19 protein-coding genes are annotated in these 15,949 nt (G+C 71.3%); 8 read left to right on the forward strand and 11 right to left on the reverse strand.

Annotated features, from left to right (window positions below):
- Window positions 1-436 precede the first annotated feature (436 nt).
- Complete coding sequence (gene hxlA / locus Bra3105_RS16365; RefSeq protein ID WP_228357730.1) at window positions 437-1,060, reverse strand: 3-hexulose-6-phosphate synthase; 624 nt, start codon at window positions 1,058-1,060, stop codon at window positions 437-439.
- A gap of 53 nt (window positions 1,061-1,113) precedes the next feature.
- Window positions 1,114-1,686 (reverse strand): 6-phospho-3-hexuloisomerase, encoded by a 573-nt coding sequence (gene hxlB / locus Bra3105_RS16370; RefSeq protein ID WP_228357731.1) that lies wholly within the window; start codon window positions 1,684-1,686, stop codon window positions 1,114-1,116.
- A 92-nt stretch (window positions 1,687-1,778) separates the two neighbouring features.
- Between hxlB and Bra3105_RS16375 the strand changes: the two genes are divergently transcribed.
- A complete protein-coding gene (locus Bra3105_RS16375; RefSeq protein ID WP_228357732.1) occupies window positions 1,779-2,630 on the forward strand; it encodes a helix-turn-helix transcriptional regulator in 852 nt (283 codons plus the stop codon).
- A 324-nt stretch (window positions 2,631-2,954) separates the two neighbouring features.
- Here the strand turns inward: Bra3105_RS16375 and Bra3105_RS16380 are convergent, their stop codons facing one another.
- Complete coding sequence (locus Bra3105_RS16380) at window positions 2,955-4,712, reverse strand: oleate hydratase (RefSeq protein ID WP_228357733.1); 1,758 nt, start codon at window positions 4,710-4,712, stop codon at window positions 2,955-2,957.
- Between the two features lie 87 nt (window positions 4,713-4,799).
- Between Bra3105_RS16380 and Bra3105_RS16385 the strand changes: the two genes are divergently transcribed.
- The gene (locus Bra3105_RS16385) at window positions 4,800-5,447 is read left to right on the forward strand and encodes a TetR/AcrR family transcriptional regulator (protein ID WP_228357734.1); all 648 of its coding nucleotides are present in this window, start codon (window positions 4,800-4,802) and stop codon (window positions 5,445-5,447) included.
- A gap of 166 nt (window positions 5,448-5,613) precedes the next feature.
- Window positions 5,614-5,745 (forward strand): hypothetical protein, encoded by a 132-nt coding sequence (locus Bra3105_RS18520; protein ID WP_267061898.1) that lies wholly within the window; start codon window positions 5,614-5,616, stop codon window positions 5,743-5,745.
- Window positions 5,746-5,806: 61 nt separating this feature from the next.
- On the opposite strand, the gene Bra3105_RS16390 is transcribed toward Bra3105_RS18520, so the two are convergent.
- Genes Bra3105_RS16390 through Bra3105_RS16405 form a run of 4 tightly spaced genes read right to left on the reverse strand, consistent with a single transcriptional unit; the run spans window position 5,807 to window position 7,979 of the window.
- Window positions 5,807-6,043 carry a VOC family protein gene (locus Bra3105_RS16390; protein WP_228357735.1) on the reverse strand — a complete coding sequence of 79 codons (237 nt, stop codon included), beginning with the start codon at window positions 6,041-6,043 and terminating at the stop codon, window positions 5,807-5,809.
- A 30-nt stretch (window positions 6,044-6,073) separates the two neighbouring features.
- A complete protein-coding gene (locus Bra3105_RS16395; protein WP_228357737.1) occupies window positions 6,074-6,646 on the reverse strand; it encodes a DapH/DapD/GlmU-related protein in 573 nt (190 codons plus the stop codon).
- Between the two features lie 41 nt (window positions 6,647-6,687).
- Window positions 6,688-7,545: an aldo/keto reductase gene (locus tag Bra3105_RS16400; protein WP_228357738.1), complete on the reverse strand. Its 858-nt coding sequence runs from the start codon at window positions 7,543-7,545 to the stop codon at window positions 6,688-6,690.
- Window positions 7,542-7,979, reverse strand: a complete 438-nt coding sequence (locus tag Bra3105_RS16405; RefSeq protein WP_228357741.1) for a cupin domain-containing protein — start codon at window positions 7,977-7,979, stop codon at window positions 7,542-7,544. Before Bra3105_RS16405 ends, Bra3105_RS16400 begins: the two co-directional genes overlap by 4 nt.
- Window positions 7,980-8,133: 154 nt before the next feature.
- Between Bra3105_RS16405 and Bra3105_RS16410 the strand changes: the two genes are divergently transcribed.
- Window positions 8,134-9,030, forward strand: a complete 897-nt coding sequence (locus Bra3105_RS16410; protein ID WP_228357742.1) for a helix-turn-helix transcriptional regulator — start codon at window positions 8,134-8,136, stop codon at window positions 9,028-9,030.
- A 5-nt stretch (window positions 9,031-9,035) separates the two neighbouring features.
- Here the strand turns inward: Bra3105_RS16410 and Bra3105_RS16415 are convergent, their stop codons facing one another.
- Window positions 9,036-9,470 carry a hypothetical protein gene (locus Bra3105_RS16415; protein WP_200501797.1) on the reverse strand — a complete coding sequence of 145 codons (435 nt, stop codon included), beginning with the start codon at window positions 9,468-9,470 and terminating at the stop codon, window positions 9,036-9,038.
- 234 nt (window positions 9,471-9,704) lie between these two features.
- On the opposite strand from Bra3105_RS16415, the gene Bra3105_RS16420 reads away from it, so the two are divergent.
- Window positions 9,705-10,085: a cupin domain-containing protein gene (locus Bra3105_RS16420; RefSeq protein WP_228357743.1), complete on the forward strand. Its 381-nt coding sequence runs from the start codon at window positions 9,705-9,707 to the stop codon at window positions 10,083-10,085.
- Between the two features lie 140 nt (window positions 10,086-10,225).
- Here Bra3105_RS16420 and Bra3105_RS16425 read toward each other — a convergent pair whose 3' ends face one another.
- Window positions 10,226-10,972 (reverse strand): SDR family oxidoreductase, encoded by a 747-nt coding sequence (locus tag Bra3105_RS16425; protein ID WP_228357744.1) that lies wholly within the window; start codon window positions 10,970-10,972, stop codon window positions 10,226-10,228.
- 247 nt (window positions 10,973-11,219) lie between these two features.
- On the opposite strand from Bra3105_RS16425, the gene sigJ reads away from it, so the two are divergent.
- Window positions 11,220-12,242: an RNA polymerase sigma factor SigJ gene (sigJ, locus tag Bra3105_RS16430; RefSeq protein WP_228357745.1), complete on the forward strand. Its 1,023-nt coding sequence runs from the start codon at window positions 11,220-11,222 to the stop codon at window positions 12,240-12,242.
- A 134-nt stretch (window positions 12,243-12,376) separates the two neighbouring features.
- On the opposite strand, the gene Bra3105_RS16435 is transcribed toward sigJ, so the two are convergent.
- A complete protein-coding gene (locus Bra3105_RS16435) occupies window positions 12,377-13,237 on the reverse strand; it encodes an NAD(P)H-binding protein (protein ID WP_228357746.1) in 861 nt (286 codons plus the stop codon).
- A gap of 156 nt (window positions 13,238-13,393) precedes the next feature.
- On the opposite strand from Bra3105_RS16435, the gene Bra3105_RS16440 reads away from it, so the two are divergent.
- Window positions 13,394-14,053, forward strand: coding sequence for a TetR/AcrR family transcriptional regulator (locus Bra3105_RS16440; RefSeq protein WP_228357747.1), 660 nt, complete (start codon window positions 13,394-13,396; stop codon window positions 14,051-14,053).
- A gap of 37 nt (window positions 14,054-14,090) precedes the next feature.
- Here Bra3105_RS16440 and Bra3105_RS16445 read toward each other — a convergent pair whose 3' ends face one another.
- Entirely contained in the window at window positions 14,091-15,023 is a 933-nt protein-coding gene (locus Bra3105_RS16445; RefSeq protein ID WP_228357749.1) for an NAD-dependent epimerase/dehydratase family protein, read from the reverse strand.
- Window positions 15,024-15,149: 126 nt separating this feature from the next.
- On the opposite strand from Bra3105_RS16445, the gene Bra3105_RS16450 reads away from it, so the two are divergent.
- The gene (locus tag Bra3105_RS16450; RefSeq protein WP_228357751.1) at window positions 15,150-15,932 is read left to right on the forward strand and encodes a TetR/AcrR family transcriptional regulator; all 783 of its coding nucleotides are present in this window, start codon (window positions 15,150-15,152) and stop codon (window positions 15,930-15,932) included.
- Window positions 15,933-15,949 lie beyond the last annotated feature (17 nt).

Here is a 15,949-nt window from a genome sequence, read left to right on the forward strand (position 1 = left end):
GACGGGTGCAGGTCGCTGCGACGCTCCTGACGCCCCTCACCTCCCGATCCGGATCGCGTCGCGGGGCGAGGGGGACGATCACTGGTGCCGGGGCCGCCGGCGCGCGCCCATCGCGGAGGGACCGGTGTCACCGGCGCCGGTCCTGGCGGGGAGCTCCAGCGGGGGTGTCACGCGGACGAGCGCCGGTCCACCACGGGGGCCGGCGCGGAGAAGGTCCGAGGGGGCCGCAGCGACATCGCCCACGGCGGGGCCGTCGGGATGCGCCGCGGCGCCGCCCGGCGCCGATGCCGGGCACGCCCTGCGGGGAGGAGGATCACGTGGCGCTCTGCGCCGCGCGGGGATCGACTGCGGCACAGTCCACCGCATCCGGTGGGAGGGGACAGGGGCCGGGCGTGCCGTCACCTGCCCCCTCACCACGGGATGCGGTGGGCGATGGTCACCGGATGGCGGAGCGCATGGCGGCGGCCGCGGCGGCGACGTCCGATGCGCTGTAGATGGCGCTGCCCGCGACGGCCACGTCTGCTCCCGCCTGCTGGACGGCCTCGACAGAGTCCGCACTGACGCCGCCGGCGACGGAGAACGGGACCTCGCCGGCCTTGCCGGCGGCGAGCAGGGCGTCGAGGCTGTAGCCGTCCTCCGCCTGCTCGTCGAGGCCGGCGTGCATCTCCACGAAGACGGCGCCGAGGGCGACGACCTCCCGGGCCCGTGCGGCCTTGTCGGACACGCCGATCAGATCGACGACGACGCCCTTGCCGTGCTTGGTCGCCGCGGCGACCGCTCCGGCGATCGTGCTGTCACCGGCGACGCCGAGCACGGTGACCAGATCCGCTCCGGCAGCGAAGGCGATGTCAGCTTCCAGCTCGCCGGCATCCATGGTCTTGAGATCGGCGAAGACGGTCTTGTCGGGGTGGGCGGCCTTGACCGCCGTGATCGCCGCGAGGCCCTCGCTCTTGATCAGAGGGGTGCCGAGCTCGAGGATGTCGACGTAGGGGGCGGCCTTCGCGGCCAGGTCGAGGGCGGACTCGGTGGTCAGGGTGTCCATGGCGAACTGCAGTCGCATGTCAGGGTGTCTCTTTCTTGTGGTGGTGTCGATGGTGGAACGGGGAAGAAAGGTCATTCGAAGTTGGCATGACGGGGCCAGAGCGCATCCGCGCTCTGTCCGCTCTTCTGCCACAGGACGTCGAAGAGAGCGTCGCCGACGAGGACGAGGAGCTGCTCGAAGAGGCTGCCGGCGTACTGGGCCGACTGCTGTTCGGACCGGTCCGTCTTCGTCGCCGCCCGGATGACCAGGACGGCGTGGGACAGCTGAGCAAGGGGTGACTCGGGGTCGGTCGTGATCCCGATGACGCGGGCACCGACGGATCGCGCCGTCTCAGCCGCGCTCACCACCCCCGAGGTCGTGCCGGAACCGCTGGCGGTCAGGAGCAGGTCGCCCTCTCCGATCGCAGGGGTCGTCGTCTCACCGACGACGTGGACCTGCAGCCCGAGGTGCATGAGGCGCATGGCCGTCATCCGCAGCGCGAGCCCGGACCGTCCAGCGCCGTGGACGAAGACTCGCCGGGCGTCCGCTGTCAGCTCGACGGCGGCCGCGAGCGCGGGCGCGTCGGGAAGGGCAGCTGCCCCCTCGATCTCGTTGACGATCCGCGTCAGCGAATCCTGGATACCTCGTTCTTCCATGTCGACCATCGTGGGCCGGTCCGCGGCGGTCCGCTGCTGCCCGATGAGCGGGGCGCCCCCTTCGATCGGGTGGGCCTCCCGGATCGAGCTAGAGTAGGGGGGTGAGCGACCTCCCGACCCCGCTGGAACGTGCCCGCTCCCTGTCGCGGGACCGTGCCCTGACCGAGCAGGCCGATCAGCATGCGATCACCCTCGAATCGATCCTTGCCGTGCTCCGCTCCGGCCGACTCGCGGATGCGGCCGCGCGCAGGGAGGCCACGGAGATCGCCTCCTCCGCGCTCATCCGTGCTCGTTCGGTCCATGCGCAGCAGGAGAGCGTGCTCGAGCCGGTAGCCGAGGCCTTCTCGCGCCTGCGCACCGAACTGCGTCCTCTGATCCGCTCCGGGCCGTTGCACGTCCAGTTCGCCGAGCCTCCTGCCCGAGGACGGGCGCTGCCGGGCCCGGTCGCTCGGGAAGCCCGCGCCATCTCCCGCACAGCAGTGCTCTCGCTCATGGACCGCGCGGACGCTGCACGCGCCCGGATCGGCTGGGACTGCGATGGCCGCCACCTGCTGATGGAGGTCCGTGACGACGGGGGAACCGCGGTGACGGCGCACGACGACTCCTTGCGTCCGATCGTGGAGCGAGTGGTGGCGCTCGACGGAACCATGGACGTGGAGACGACCCCGGGCTGGGGGACGACGCTGCGGATCGAGATTCCACTGGACCCACCCAGCGCAGCGCTCACCGTGGAGGGCGCCGAGGAACTCACCGACCGCGAGAAGCAGGTGCTGCGCCTGGTCGCGACCGGGATCTCGAACCAGCGCATCGGCGATCAGCTCGGGATCACGGCCAACACGGTGAAATACCACGTGGCCAACCTGCTGCGGAAATACGGTGCCCGCACGCGCGCCGAGCTCGCAAGCATCGCTCACTCCCATGATGCGCACTCTCCGAGCGCCCAGACTCGATAGCGGGCCTCGGTCCGGACGGTGACTGCGGTGCCCCGACCTGGCACCCGGCGCGGCAGATCCCACCATCGCCGGTCGGCCGGCACTGCGAGCCGTGGCGTACCCGCAGCATGGGCGTGGGTCCGGGCTGTCGAGCGAAGGTGACCACCAGCGGACAGGGTGCGCATCCTTCTGGGCCGCCCATCGGCCACGCCAGAAGAGTCACCTATCCGTGCGGCGGTCCCCCTTCTCAGGCCTTGAGCACGCGGCACCGACATTCTGCCGACCAACCCCTGGGCGCGCCTCGGGGCCGGGCCGAGGCGCACTCCGGGTGGGTGGGCGCGAGGCTCAGATCAGGCCGTGCTCCTCGAGGAGCTGGCCGATCTCTCCGTGCTCGAGCCTGTCGCGCAGGTAGCTGCGCAGCGCGGCCGGGCCGGGGATCTCCACCTTCTTGCCGTCGCGCATGCGCGCCGAGGCCTCGAGGAGGTCGCGCACGTCGTACGTGGAGCCCCAGGTCTCCGGCACGCCGCGCTCCACGTCGAGGAGCTCGTAGACGGCCTCCATGCCGGTGCGCACCGAGTACTCGGTGGTGAAGATCGTGTCGCGGCCGGTCTCCGCGAACTGCCCGAGGAACGCGAAGTTCTCGGCACCCTCCGGGACGACCCGAGGCCGATCCCCAGCGCGGCGGGGCATGAAGAAGCTCGTCACGTAGGGCATCATCACCGGCACGCACCGGGCGCCGGTCGCCGCGAGCTCAGGGATCTCCTCCACGGGCACACCCAGGTGGTAGAGCCACTCCTGGGTGATCTCCTCTCCGGTGCACTGCGACAGGGGCTTCTTCACGTAGTCGCCCTCGACGTCGACGAACAGGCCGTAGACCCAGACGACGATCTGATCCTTCGGCTGCTTCTTGAAGTGCGGCTGGCGATTGACCGTCCAGCTCAGCAGCCAGGAGGAGTCCTCGGCGGTGACGATGCCGCCGGTGACCACGCGGCCGCTGAACGGATCGCGCTGGGCGATGCGCTCGATGAAGGCCGGGATGCGCTGATCGAGCGTCGTGACCGTGGCCGATTCCCACTTCGTCTCCTCGATCGAGGAGCAGAAGACCTCCGGGCGCCCGAACGACGGGTCCTTCTTCGCGATGCGCTTCCACAGGTCCCAGGCCGGGGCCGGGCCCTCATGGAGCACAGCGGGGGTGTGGTGGTCACCGTCATCGGAGTTGTCCACGAGCGACCCGATCGTCATCAGCGCGAGGTCGTGCTCACCGAGCTCGATGGTCTCCTCGGCGCCGTCGCGGCGGCAGCGGATCGCGGTGGCGCGGATCTCGCCGTTGCGGTGGGCGAAGTCCACATCGAGGACCTCGGTGTCGGACTGGAAGACGACGCCGTGTTCGGTGAGGTAGTGCATGAGCGGAAGGACGAAGGACTCGTACTGGTTGTACTTCGTGAACTTCAGCGCCGTGAAATCGGGCAGTCCGCCGATGTGGTGGACGAACCTGTGGAGATAGAGCTTGAACTCGAGCGCGGAGTGCCACTCCTCGAAGGCGAACATCGTCCGCCAGTACATCCAGAACGGCGAGTCGAGGAACTCACGGCCCATCACCTCGTCGATGCGCTTGCCCTCCATCTCCGCACGCTCGGCGAGAAAGATCCTGAGCAGGTCCTTCTGCGCCCGCTTCGGCAGGTCGAAGCGGCCCTCGTGGCCCGCGTCCTCGCCCTGACGGACGGTGGCCCGACGCAGCGAGTAGTTGGGGTCGTCCTTGTTGAGCCAGTAGAACTCATCGAGCACGGAGGCGCCCTCGAGCTCGAGGGAGGGGATGGAGCGCATCATGTCCCACAGGCACTCCATGTGGTCCTCCAGCTCCCGGCCGCCGCGGATGACGAAGCCCTTTTCCGGAACGTCGAGGCCGTCGAGCGCACCGCCGGCGACGTCGTCCTTCTCGAGGATCGTGACGTTGGCACCGGGGACCCCGGCGTCGCGGATCAGGAAGACGGCCGCCGCGAGCCCGGCCAGCCCGCTGCCGACGATGTAGGCCTTCGTCTCCTGGGCGTGCTGTGCGGGGCGGGGACGCGCGAACGCCTCGTAGTTACCTGCCGTGTGCTGCATGGTCCATCCTTCCCGACGCGTGCCGGACGGCGGTCATCCGGCCTCGTAATCGAGTGTACTCAATAATGAGTCGACTACAATCGGGGTGTGAGGACTCAGGATGCCATGCGGCACGGGCGAGCGGCGGCGCTGGGCAGGCGCGAGCGGGCGAAGGCGGAGAAGCGCGCCCGCATCCTCGCTGCGGCGCGCGCGCTGTTCGAGGAGCGCGGTTTCGAGCGGACCTCGATGAGCGAGGTCGCGCGCGCGGCTGATGTGGCCGAGGGGACTGTCTTCCAGTACGCGGCGACGAAGGTGGAGCTGCTCATGATGGTCGTCGATGCGCTCTGGGGAACCCACGAGCAGGCGAACACGGCCCCGGCGCGCTCCGCGCCGGCGGCGGGGGAGACCGCGGCCCAGATCGCGGCCCTCATCTCGCCGTTCGTCGCCGCGATGCGCCGCTGGCCCGAGCCCACGACGTGGGTCGCCCGCGAGATCCTCTTCGGTGCGGATATGCCGCACCGCCAGCGGGTCCTCGGCCGCGTCGAGGGGCTCGAGGAGCAGATCGCCGCGCGCCTGCGCGACGACCGGGCCGGCGCCCCCGGCGCGGCTGCGGCAACCGGCGCCCGGCTCATCGTCACCGGGGTGCTCGCCGAGCTCAACCGCTCCCGGCAGGGGCGCATCGACGGCGAGGACGTCGATGTGGTGCTCCGCCGGCTCATCGACCTCGTGGTGGCGGGGGCGGGCGCCGCCCGGTGACCCGGAAGCCGTCCGGGCCGTTCGGGCCGCCGCTGGCACCGGCCGGCGCCGCCGCGATTGCCCACCGCGCGGCCGGACCTCGCCCGATCGGCGCACACGCTGGGACGGTGTCGCCCTGCGGTGAGGGCGCGTAAGGTCGGGAACCCGATTCTTGAGGAGGTCGACGATGCTGAACTGGTTGCGGAAGCTGCGACGGGTCCGCGGGGATGCCCGGGCCGTCGAGCAGGGCCCCGAAGCCGTGGGCAAGCGTGCCGGACGGCGCGCGATCAACAAGGCGGCACGGCGCGCGCTGCGTTGAGCCGCTCAAGCGACTCGGATGCGCGAGGCATCCCGCACGCACCTGGGGTGACACCAGCCCCTCAGCCCATGTGCGTCCCGACGTTGACCACTGACCCCGCGGAATCCCGGTAGAAGAAGCGCGTGACGCCCCAGTCCTCACGGGTCAGGGGATGGACGATCTCCACGCCGGCGGCGATCGCCGCCGTGTGCGCGGCCTCGATGTCGTCGACGATGATCGAGCATGCGGGATTCACCGTGGCCGTCGCGTCCTGGGTCATCAGGCTCAGCTGGTGGCCGCGGGTATCCGCGAGCGTCACGATCCAGCCGTGGTCCCGGGAATGCTCTGATCACTCGGCTTCGAACTCCCGGATCACCCGGGCCGGCACGCCCCCGACGACGGTCCGCGGCGGGACGTCCTTGGTGACGACCGCCCCCGCGGCCACCACAGCGCCCTTGCCGATCGTCACTCCCGGGAGCAGAGTCGCGTTCGCTCCGATCCATGCGCTCTCGCCCACGACCACGGGTCGGGGGATCGTGGTGGCGCGCCGGGAGGGATCCAGGTCGTGGTTGAGGGTGGCGATGACGACGTTGTGGCCGATGAGGCAGTCGTCGCCCAGGGTGATGCCGCCCTGGTCCTGGAACCGGCAGCCGGAGTTGATGAACGCCCGCTCGCCGATGCGGGTGTTCTTCCCGCAGTCCGTCGTGAACGGAGGGAAGATCCGGAACGAGGCCGGCACGTCGCGCCCGGTGAGGCGCGACATGATCTCCACCCGCTCGTCGAGCGTGGTGACGCGGGTGTTCAGCTCCATGCACAGGGCGATCGCCTCGTCGGCGAGGTCGTCCATCATGCGTGCCGCCGGGCCGCCCGGGAGCGCGGGCGCGCCGGCGTCCATCTGCGCGAGGAACGTCTCGAGGTCCATGCGTCGTCCTTCTCCGTCGTCCTTCGTCGTCGCCCTCCCGCTCACGTGCCGCTGAACACGGGGAAGGCACTGGACTCGCCGTAGTCCTGACCCTTCATGCTCCTCAGCGTCGTCATGTCCTTCTCCGAGATCTCGAAGTCGAGCTGCGCGTTGGAGCGCATGTGCTCCGGGTTCGCGGTCTTCGGCAGAGGCACGGTGCCCAGCTGGAGCGCGTAGCGGATGCACAGCTGCGGGACGCTCGCCCCGTACGTCTCGGCCATCTCCTGCACCTCGGCGTCGCCCAGGATCTCGCCGTGCGCGATCGGCGAGTACGCCTCCACGAGGATGTCCTTCGAGCGGCAGTACTCCAGCAGCTCGTGCGGGGTGTTCCCGGCGTGCACCAGCAGCTGGTTCACGTGCGGGACGACGTCCGCCGTCTCGAGCAGGCTCTCGAGGTCGGACTGCAGGAAGTTGGAGACCCCGATGGCGCGGATCCGACCGGACCGGTGCGCCTCCTCGAGGGCCTTCCACGCCTGACGGTTGCCCTCCGCGTAGTCGCCGCCGCGGAAGTCGTCCCAGGGCTGCGGGCTGTGGATGAGCATCAGGTCGATGCGGTCCAGGCCGAGCGTGCGCAGGGACTCGTCGATCGCGGCGACCGCGCCGTCGTAGTCCTTGATCTCGGCGGCGAGCTTCGTGGAGACGAACAGGTCGTCGCGGTCCGCTCCGGAGGTGCGGATGCCCTCCCCGACGCCCCGCTCGTTGCCGTAGGCCTGCGCGGTGTCGATGTTGCGGTAGCCGATCTCGACCGCGGATCTCACGGCCTCGGCGGCCTTGTCGTCGTCGATGAACCAGGTGCCCAGTCCCAGCTTCGGGATCTCGACGCCGTGGGCGAGTGTGAATGTCTGATCGAGGATGCTCATGCGCGCTCTCCGCTCGTCGGCAGCTGGTCGTAGAGGTCGTCGGCGACGGGCTCCAGCCATTCGTTGGAGACGTCGTCGCCCGGGGTGATGAAGGCGAGGTGGGAGAACCAGGCGTCGGCCTTCGCGCCGTGCCAGTGCTTGGTGCCCGCCGGGACCCGGATCACGGTTCCCGGCTCCATGCTGATGGGCTCCTCGCCGTCGGCCTGGTACCAGCCGGAGCCCGCGGTGCAGATGAGCACCTGGTCCCCGCCGCCGCTGCGGCCGTGGTGGATGTGCCAGTTGTTCCGGCAGGCAGGTTCGAAGGACACGTTGCTCACCGGCGCGCTTCCCTCGGTGAGCGGAGCCAGGTAGCTGCGGCCGATGAAGTACTGCGCGAAACCCTCGTTCGGTTCCCCGAGCGGGAACATCTGGTCGAATCCATCGTTCGTCGTCATGGGTGCCTCCTCATCATGGATCGCGCGGCCGATGGGGACCGCGCCGATCGTGTGGTCCCCACTCCAGCACGGTTCCTGCGCGCTGGGGAGTCCCCCGCGAGAGGGGTTCTGCGGGAGACTCCTTCGGTGCATCGCCCGCGCGTACCCTCGCTCCATGGACAATCGAGCCGAGGTGCGCGAGTTCCTCACCTCGCGCCGTGCCCACGTCTCGCCCGAGCAGGTGGGGCTTCCCGCCGGCAGGAACCGGCGGGTGGCGGGTCTGCGGCGCAGTGAGGTCGCGGCCCTGGCGGGGGTGAGCGTCGAGTACTTCACGAAGCTCGAGCGCGGTGCGATCAGCGGCGCCTCCCCGGAGGTCCTCGACGGCGTCGCGAGGGCGCTGCTGCTGGACGACGCGGAGCGCGCCCATCTCTTCGATCTCGCGCACGCCGCCAGCCCCGTCGCGCGTCCGCCCCGCAGGCACCCATCCCGGAGCTGGAGGCCGCACGAGAGTCTGCAGTGGATCCTCGACGCCGTGACCGCCGGCCCCGCGTTCGTGCGCAACGGCCGCATGGACATCATCGCGACCAACACGCTGGGCCGGGCGTTCTACCAGGACGTCTTCGACATGCCGGGCCAGGCCCCGAACATCGCCCGGTTCACGTTCCTCGACCGGCGCGCCCTCGATTTCTACCCCGACTGGAACTTCTTCGCGGGCGTCACGGTGGCGATCCTGCGCACCGAGGCGGGCCGCGACCCGCACAACAAGGAGCTGCACGACCTGATCGGAGAGCTGTCCACGCGCAGCGACGAGTTCCGACGGCTCTGGGGCACGCACGACGTCAGGCACCACGGCACGGGCTCGAAGACCTTCCACCACCCTGTCGCGGGCGAGATCACCGTCGCGTACGAGGGGATGGGGATGGAGTCCGAGCCCGGCCTCACGCTCACCGTCTATGCGGCTGAGCCCGGATCCGTGTCCGCCGAGCGCTTGCAGCTGCTGGCCTCCTGGGCGGCGAGCGAGGTCGGGGAGGACGGCGCCGTCATCCCGTCGGGCGGGGGAGCCGGGGGCTGAGGGGATCAGCTCCGCTGATCCCGCAGATTACGCAGATCCCGCCGATCTCGCTGATCCCGCACGATCACCAGGAGTACCACTCCGATCCCCAGCAGAGCGACGATCGCGTTCGCCGTGGTGAGGCCGACGGCCTCGGCGGGAGAGGCGCCCTCCAGATGCATCAGGTGGAAGATCGCGTGCGGAACGGCGAACACGGAGAAGGCCAGTGCCGCGGGGATCGCGAAGTGCGCCGTCGGGCGCACCAGCGCGATGCCGAGCAGCAGCGCGATCCCCAGGGTGGCGCCGCCGAAGTCCCGCGCGTAGTGCTCGCTGAACGGGGGCGTCAGGTCCACGGTCGGGAAGTGCCGGTAGAAGCTCGCGGGCACCAGCGCGTTCGATGCCCCGACGACGAGCTCGTCGAGGAACAGGATCGCCAGGGCCAGGCGGATGACGACGTTCACGGTGGAATCCTCTCGATGCGCCGCGGGCCGGCAGGCCGACCCGATCACCGCGACGGATGCGCAGCTCACCCCCTTGACCGCGCGGAGGCTCGTGATGTGAGGGCGGATGCCGGCCTGCGTCGCCACCCCGCGACGCCACCCCGCGTCGCCACCTCGCGGGGCCGCCTCACACGGGCGGCTCGCCCCCGGTCGTAGGGGCAGGGGACGGAGCACCCGTCCCGAGAGGAGAGCACCATGGACGCACCCATCCCCGACATCCGACTGCTGGATCAGGCCCACCTCGCAGGCGGCGTCGGACCGGCGCATGTGATGACCGTGAGCATCACGCTGGAACCGGGATCACCGGGATCGCCCCCGCACCGCCACTCCGGCCCCGTCTTCGGCTACCTCCTCGAGCTCGAGGGGGAGCCGGAACGCATCATCCGCACCGGCGAGGCCTTCTGGGAGCCCGGCGGCGACCTCATCCACTACCAGGCCGCCAATCATCTCGCCAAGGCCCCGACCACGTTCATCGCGGTCATGGTCTGCGCGCCCGGCGAGGAGATGATGACGTACGTGAGCGAGCAGGAGCTCGCCGAGCGCGCGCATCTGCGCCATCCCCGTTCCGGCAGCTGACCAGGCGGCGGGGGTGGATGCGGATCCGCCCCCGCCCGGCCGGCCTCGACCGCGCCCTGCCGGGCCCGCCCGGCCCGGACCGGCCTGGCCCGGACCGGCCCGCGCCGGAGCTCACCGGATGTTACGCGGGGCGGAGGCGATCAGGTGCGCCGACGGGCGAGCCATTGCGCGAAGCTCATCTCGCCGCGCCGGGTCCCCGGGGCGGGGAGCAGCGACCCGTCGCGCATGCCGCGACCCCACGCGCCGGGCAGCGGGATCTGGATCACGGGGCGTCTGCGCCCCTCGGATGCGAGCAGCCGCCGCACCAGATCGGCCATGTTCTCCTCCGTCGGCCCCGCGAGATCCGGCACGACTCCCTGCGGCGCCCCGGTCGCGATCCTCACCAGTTCGGCGGCGACCTCGCTCGTGGCGATCGGCTGCGAGCGCATCGTGGGGACCACCTGCAGGGGACCCACCGCGCCGTGGCCGATCAGCTGCTGGGCGAAGTCGTGGAACTGGGTGGTGCGCAGCAGCGACCATCCGCCGTCGCGGTCCCGGAGCAGATCCTCCTGGGCCGCTTTGCCCGCGTAGTAGTTCGCGCGCACCCGTGCAGCTCCGATGATCGAGATCGCGACGTGGTGCGGCACGCCAGCGATACGCTCGGCCGCCAGCAGGTGGTCGGTGACCGTGGTGAAGAAGTCGACGGACGTGGACGTCGAGGTGCTGCTGGTGGCCGAGGCGTCGATGACGGCCGAGGCGCCGTGCAGGGCCTCGACGAGCCCCGCGCCCGTGACGAGGTCGGTGCCCGTGCTGCGGCTCAGGGGCACGGGCTCGCAGCCCGCATCCCTCACCGCGGCGACGACATGGCGACCCAGCGTGCCGGTCGCTCCGGCGACGACGATCTTCATCGGACGTCCCCCTTGGTGGTGCCGATGATCGTGCACGGGGTCCCGGTGAACGGGGTGTCGTGGTCCTGTCGGCGGGATCGTGCCTGCGGTGTGCTGAGTAGTCTTCGCGTCATACCCCTGTGACCGGATGCGAGGCGGCGATGTGAGGCGGCGACGTGCCGACGACGGCGGAGTGCAGTCCTCGATTCCTCGTTGCGGCTCACATCTGGAGGCGCTGCTCGGTCCTGTGGGGTGAAGGGAGCTCGCCATGACACCGCTCGAGGACGATCACCACTCCACGCCGCCGGGACCGCACGGTCACGACCCCGATACCGCAGGCGCGGATGCCCCGGGCCCGAAAACCCGGGACCCGGATCCCCAGGGCCCGGATACCCAGGGCCCGGATGTCCAGGCCCCGGACGCCGAGGCGCTGGGGGAGAGGCGCCACCTCCTGTCCCTCGCCTTCCGGATGCTCGGCACGGTCGCCGAGGCCGAGGACGCCGTGCAGGAGACCTACATCCGCTGGTACCGGCTGCCCGAGGAGGAGCGCGCGGCCATCCGGGTGCCCAGGGCGTGGCTGACGCGCGCCGCCAGCCGGATCTGCCTGAACGTCCTGGGCTCCGCTCGCCGCCGCCACGAGAGCTACGTGGGTCCCTGGCTGCCCGAGCCCGTCCCCGCCTTCGCGTTTCCGACCGGGACGGCGACGGAGGACCCGCTGGACCGGGTGACCCTCGACGACTCGGTGAGCACCGCTCTGCTCGTGGTCCTGGAGTCGATGACGCCCGCCGAACGGGTCGCGTTCGTGCTGCACGATGTGTTCGCCGTGCCCTTCGCCGAGGTTGCGGAGACCGTGGGGCGCACCCCTGCCGCGTGCCGTCAGCTGGCCACCTCGGCCCGGCGAAGGGTCCAGGCGGACCGTGGTCGGCGCGCGGACCGCAGCGAGCACGACGACGTCGTCCGGGCATTCGCCGCCGCCGCGCGCAGCGGCGACCTCGCGGGGCTTGTCGCCGTCCTGGACCCCGACGTCGTGCTGCGCTCCGACGGCGGCGGCCGGGTGACGGCTGCGCGCAGACCCGTCCTCGGTCCGGACCGGGTCGCGCGATTCCTCTTCGGGGCGCTCACCAAGAATCCGAGGGCGACCGTCCTCGAGCAGGACACGCCCGACGGCCTCGGCTTCGCGCTCTGGGACGAGGCGCGGATCTTCGGCGTGGTCACCCTCGAGGTCGTCGACGGCGCCGTGAGCGAGGTCCGACTGATGATGAACCCCGAGAAGCTCACGCTCTGGAACTGAGCGCATTGCGCGCGTCGCCGATCAGGACGCCGCCGCGCCCCGTCCGACGTCGGCGGAGCCCTGAGCGGACCCGGCTCCGAGCGGATCCGGGTCTGGCGGACCCGGTCCCGAGCGGACCCGGGCCCCGGTCGCGCTCACGCGCCGAGATGGTCCGCCATCATGTCGGCAGGAGTGCGCGCCTCCCTGCCCAGCAGGCGGGTGAGCGTGGGGTCCGGGCCCGAGAAGTGCCCCTCGCGGGTGGCCCGGAACATCGACAGGCTGAAACGTGCTGCCGCTTCCGGCATGCCGGCATCGACCTCGCCGGCGACCCACTCCTCGTCATCGACGACGACGCGCTCGACGGGCTCGCCCGTGACATCGGATGCCGCCGCCGCGAAGTCCGCGAGCGTCACGGGACGGCCCGGGACGAGGTCCACGACGCCGTCGAAGTCGCCGTCGCCGTCGCCGAAGAGGATCGCCGCAGCCGCCTCCGCGGCGTCGCGGCGGTCCACCCAGGCGAACGGCCCGTCGGCCGGCCGGGCGATGGTGCGGGTGGTGCGCCACGGGCCGAGCAGCTGGTCGAGATCGCCGTAGAAGCCGTTGCGCAGCGAGGTCCAGGCGGCGCCGGATTTCGCGAGGTGCTGCTCCGTGGCGGCATGGAGCGCCAGCGGCGGGTAGGGGGTGTCGAAGCCGGCGCCGAAGGCGCTCGTGTAGAGGATCCGCCGTGCGCCCGCATCGACGGCCGCGTCGATGGCGCGGCGGTGCTGGGCGAGGACGTCGGCCGTCAGGTCGCTCGAGGAGACCAGGAGCACCTGGTTCGCCCCCTCGAACGAGCGCCGCAGGGCGTCGGGATCGTCGTACGTCCCCTGGCGCACGCGCACCCCGCGGCGCTCGAGGTGGGCCGCGCGCTCGGGGTCCCGCACGCTCACGCCGATCTGCTCGGCAGGAAGCTTCTCGAGGAGCCGTTCGACAGTGGCGCCGTTGAGGGTGCCTGTTGCTCCGGTCGCGATGATCACGTCGGTCGTCCTTCCGTCGGCGGTGCGCCCCTCCCGGTCGGAGGAACCAAGTTGACTCGGGTGGTCAACTTCCTGTGGGGTACGATCCTCGACGAAGTTGACCACGTAGGTCAAGTTCGTCAGGCATCAGGAGTGACGAAGGACGGAGGAGCCTGGATGGAGTCCCTGGATCCCGGTGCTCTGCGGGCCGATGCGCGCCGCAACCACGACCGGATCCGCGCCGCGGCGGTGGAGGTCTTCCGCGATCGCGGCCTGTCGGCTCCCCTCGAGGACATCGCCGCCGCGGCCCACGTGAGCAAGGCGACCGTGTTCAACAGGTTCGGAGGTCGGGCGGGCCTGATCGACGCCGTCATCGACGAGGTCGGCGCGCAGGAGCTGCTCGACGTCATCGAGCGCGCACGGTCGGTCGACGACACCGAAGAGCGGATCCGCTGGTACATCGCGGCGCTGCGCGATCTGCAGTACCGGCTGCCGGCCGTGAACGGCGTGATCCTGCGGCAGGTGCCCGGCTCCCGCGAGCTCATGGAGCTGTGCAGCCAGGGGGAGCGCTTCCACGACGAGCTCGTCGCCCAGGGCGTCGCGTCCGGGGTTCTCGCCGAGACGTTCGAGCCGGAGGACTTCCATGCCCTCGCGATCGAGACGGCGCTCGTGCTCGAGGAGCGCGGCAGGCCGCCGCGTCCCGGCTACGACCGACGCACGGCGTTCCTGCTCGACGGGATCGCCCGGTCCGCCCGGCCCGGCCGGCCCGCTCGGCCCGCCCGACATCCGTCCCGCGACGGATCGGGCGAGAGGACTGATCCCGGCGACGAGGCCTGACGGCGGCGGGCGGCCGACGTCCGCCCGCCGCCGCGGGTCAGCGCTGCAGCGACGAGAGGATGATCCGGTCCAGATCGGTCGGCTGCAGACCGAAGTCCTTGGTCAGCGTGCCCGGGTGGATCACGGCGCGGCGTCGCCACAGGTACAGCTGGTGCGTGAGCTCGCGGAACGTGGGCGAGAAGAGGCCGATCGCGCGCAGCAGCGGCGAGGGGATGCCCGCGGCCCCGTGCGAGCGCTCGCCGACCAGCGCCGCCGTGCGCTGCGCCAGCTCGCGCTGGCTCAGCGGTTCCGGCGAGGGTGCCATGAGGATCGCGTCGCCGTGCGGTGCGAGCTCGTCGGCGTGCTGAGCGGCGAAGGCCATCGCTGCCGTCATGTCCGGGATGGACGTGAGGGTGCGCGGCACGGACGGATCCCCGAGCACCCACGCGCGCTTGCCCGCGGCCGCGGGCTGGAGAACGAGTTGCAGGAAGACTGAGGTCTCGGGCACTGCCGTCGGCCCGAGAAGATCGGCCGCGACGACGGACAGTGTCGTCGCCGGGTGGGCGGCCCGGGTGCGCAGCAGCTCCGCGCGGACCTCGCCGAGCGGCGAGGCGGGAGCCAGGGGTGCGCCCTCGTGGAGATCCGCGGCCCCTTCGCCGAAGGCGTAGACGGACTCCGGGAAGACGATGGGGATGCCCGCTTCGGCCGCCGCATCCATGACCGCGCGCTCGCGCTGTGGCAGCTCCCGGCGCCACGCGGAGGCATCGTAGCTCGAGTGGATGCAGTGGAGGATCGCGTCGGCGGTGGCGCCGTCCGCATCCGTGAGTGCCGAGCGGAGCGTGGCCGGATCGCCCGCGTCGCCGCGCACCAGGCGGGCGCCGGGCTCCACGTCGGTGCCGCGCCGCAGCACCGTCACGTCGTGGCCGACGGCGAGGAGGTCGCGGGCCAGCTGGGTGCCGATCTGGCCGGCTCCGGTGATGAGGTATCGCATGAGGAACTCCTTCTGTGAGCACTGCTCGCTATATGACGAGGACGACGCTAGACCGGTGTGCGCAGAAAAACAAGAGCAGTGCTCACAGAATTGCTTCGACGGGCACGCGGTGCCAGACTGACCGGTATGGAGAAGCCGACGAGCGCGACCAGCGCGAACAGCGCGCAGAGCGCGCGGCCACGCCGCAGCCATGCCCAGGCGCGCGCCGAGATGCGCGAGGGCATCCTCCGCGTGGGCGGGGAGCTGCTGGAGAAGGACGGGCCCGCCGGGCTCTCCGTCCGCGAGATCGCGCGCGGGCTCGATGTCGCCTCGTCGGCCATCTACCGCCACGTCTCCAGTCGTGACGACCTGCTCACGCTCCTGCTGGAGGACGCCTTCACGGACCTCGCGGACCGCGTGGACGCGGCCCTCGCGGATGCCTCGACGGAAGGGGGCGCCGGGAAGGCGGCTCTCGCGGCGCTCGCCGGGGCCATGCAGACGTGGGCGATCGAGCAGCCCCAGCGGTGGGCGCTCGTCTACGGAACGCCCGTTCCCGGGTACGCGGCGCCGGCGGAGCGGACCACAGGACCGGGCACACGCGTGATGGCGAGGTTCATGACGATTCTGGTGAGAGGTGAGAGTGCGTCCTGGGCGTCGGCGCACGAGTCGGCGGCCGCGGATCGCCCGTGCCCCGCCCAGGTGAGCGCTCCGGGAGACGCGTACTCGACAGTGCTCACAGAGGGGGCGCGGGAGCTCGGGGTGGACGCGCCTCCCGCGCTCGTCGCGGCGAGCGTCCTGGCATGGACGGGCCTGGTCGGGTTGATCTCCGCACAGCTCTTCGGGCAGCTCGGGGCCGATATCGCGCCGCACGGCGACGAGATGCTCGCGCAGTGGGTCGACGTCACGGCAGGAGCGTTCGGACTGCGCTGATCCCCGCCGTGACCGGG

It is taken from the genome of Brachybacterium halotolerans subsp. kimchii (assembly GCF_020792675.1).
GTDB classification, from domain to species: Bacteria; Actinomycetota; Actinomycetes; order Actinomycetales; family Dermabacteraceae; genus Brachybacterium; species Brachybacterium halotolerans.

Excerpts from the sequence above, each read along its gene's own strand:
- hxlA (WP_228357730.1), bottom strand. The coding sequence starts at position 1,060 with ATGCGACTGCAGTTCGCCATGGACACCCTGACCACCGAGTCCGCCCTC.
- hxlB (WP_228357731.1), bottom strand. The coding sequence starts at position 1,686 with ATGGTCGACATGGAAGAACGAGGTATCCAGGATTCGCTGACGCGGATC.
- Bra3105_RS16380 (WP_228357733.1), bottom strand. The coding sequence starts at position 4,712 with ATGCAGCACACGGCAGGTAACTACGAGGCGTTCGCGCGTCCCCGCCCC.
- Bra3105_RS18520 (WP_267061898.1), top strand. The coding sequence starts at position 5,614 with ATGCTGAACTGGTTGCGGAAGCTGCGACGGGTCCGCGGGGATGCCCGG.
- Bra3105_RS16395 (WP_228357737.1), bottom strand. The coding sequence starts at position 6,646 with ATGGACCTCGAGACGTTCCTCGCGCAGATGGACGCCGGCGCGCCCGCG.
- Bra3105_RS16400 (WP_228357738.1), bottom strand. The coding sequence starts at position 7,545 with ATGAGCATCCTCGATCAGACATTCACACTCGCCCACGGCGTCGAGATC.
- Bra3105_RS16405 (WP_228357741.1), bottom strand. The coding sequence starts at position 7,979 with ATGACGACGAACGATGGATTCGACCAGATGTTCCCGCTCGGGGAACCG.
- Bra3105_RS16410 (WP_228357742.1), top strand. The coding sequence starts at position 8,134 with ATGGACAATCGAGCCGAGGTGCGCGAGTTCCTCACCTCGCGCCGTGCC.
- Bra3105_RS16420 (WP_228357743.1), top strand. The coding sequence starts at position 9,705 with ATGGACGCACCCATCCCCGACATCCGACTGCTGGATCAGGCCCACCTC.
- Bra3105_RS16425 (WP_228357744.1), bottom strand. The coding sequence starts at position 10,972 with ATGAAGATCGTCGTCGCCGGAGCGACCGGCACGCTGGGTCGCCATGTC.
- sigJ (WP_228357745.1), top strand. The coding sequence starts at position 11,220 with ATGACACCGCTCGAGGACGATCACCACTCCACGCCGCCGGGACCGCAC.
- Bra3105_RS16440 (WP_228357747.1), top strand. The coding sequence starts at position 13,394 with ATGGAGTCCCTGGATCCCGGTGCTCTGCGGGCCGATGCGCGCCGCAAC.
- Bra3105_RS16445 (WP_228357749.1), bottom strand. The coding sequence starts at position 15,023 with ATGCGATACCTCATCACCGGAGCCGGCCAGATCGGCACCCAGCTGGCC.
- Bra3105_RS16450 (WP_228357751.1), top strand. The coding sequence starts at position 15,150 with ATGGAGAAGCCGACGAGCGCGACCAGCGCGAACAGCGCGCAGAGCGCG.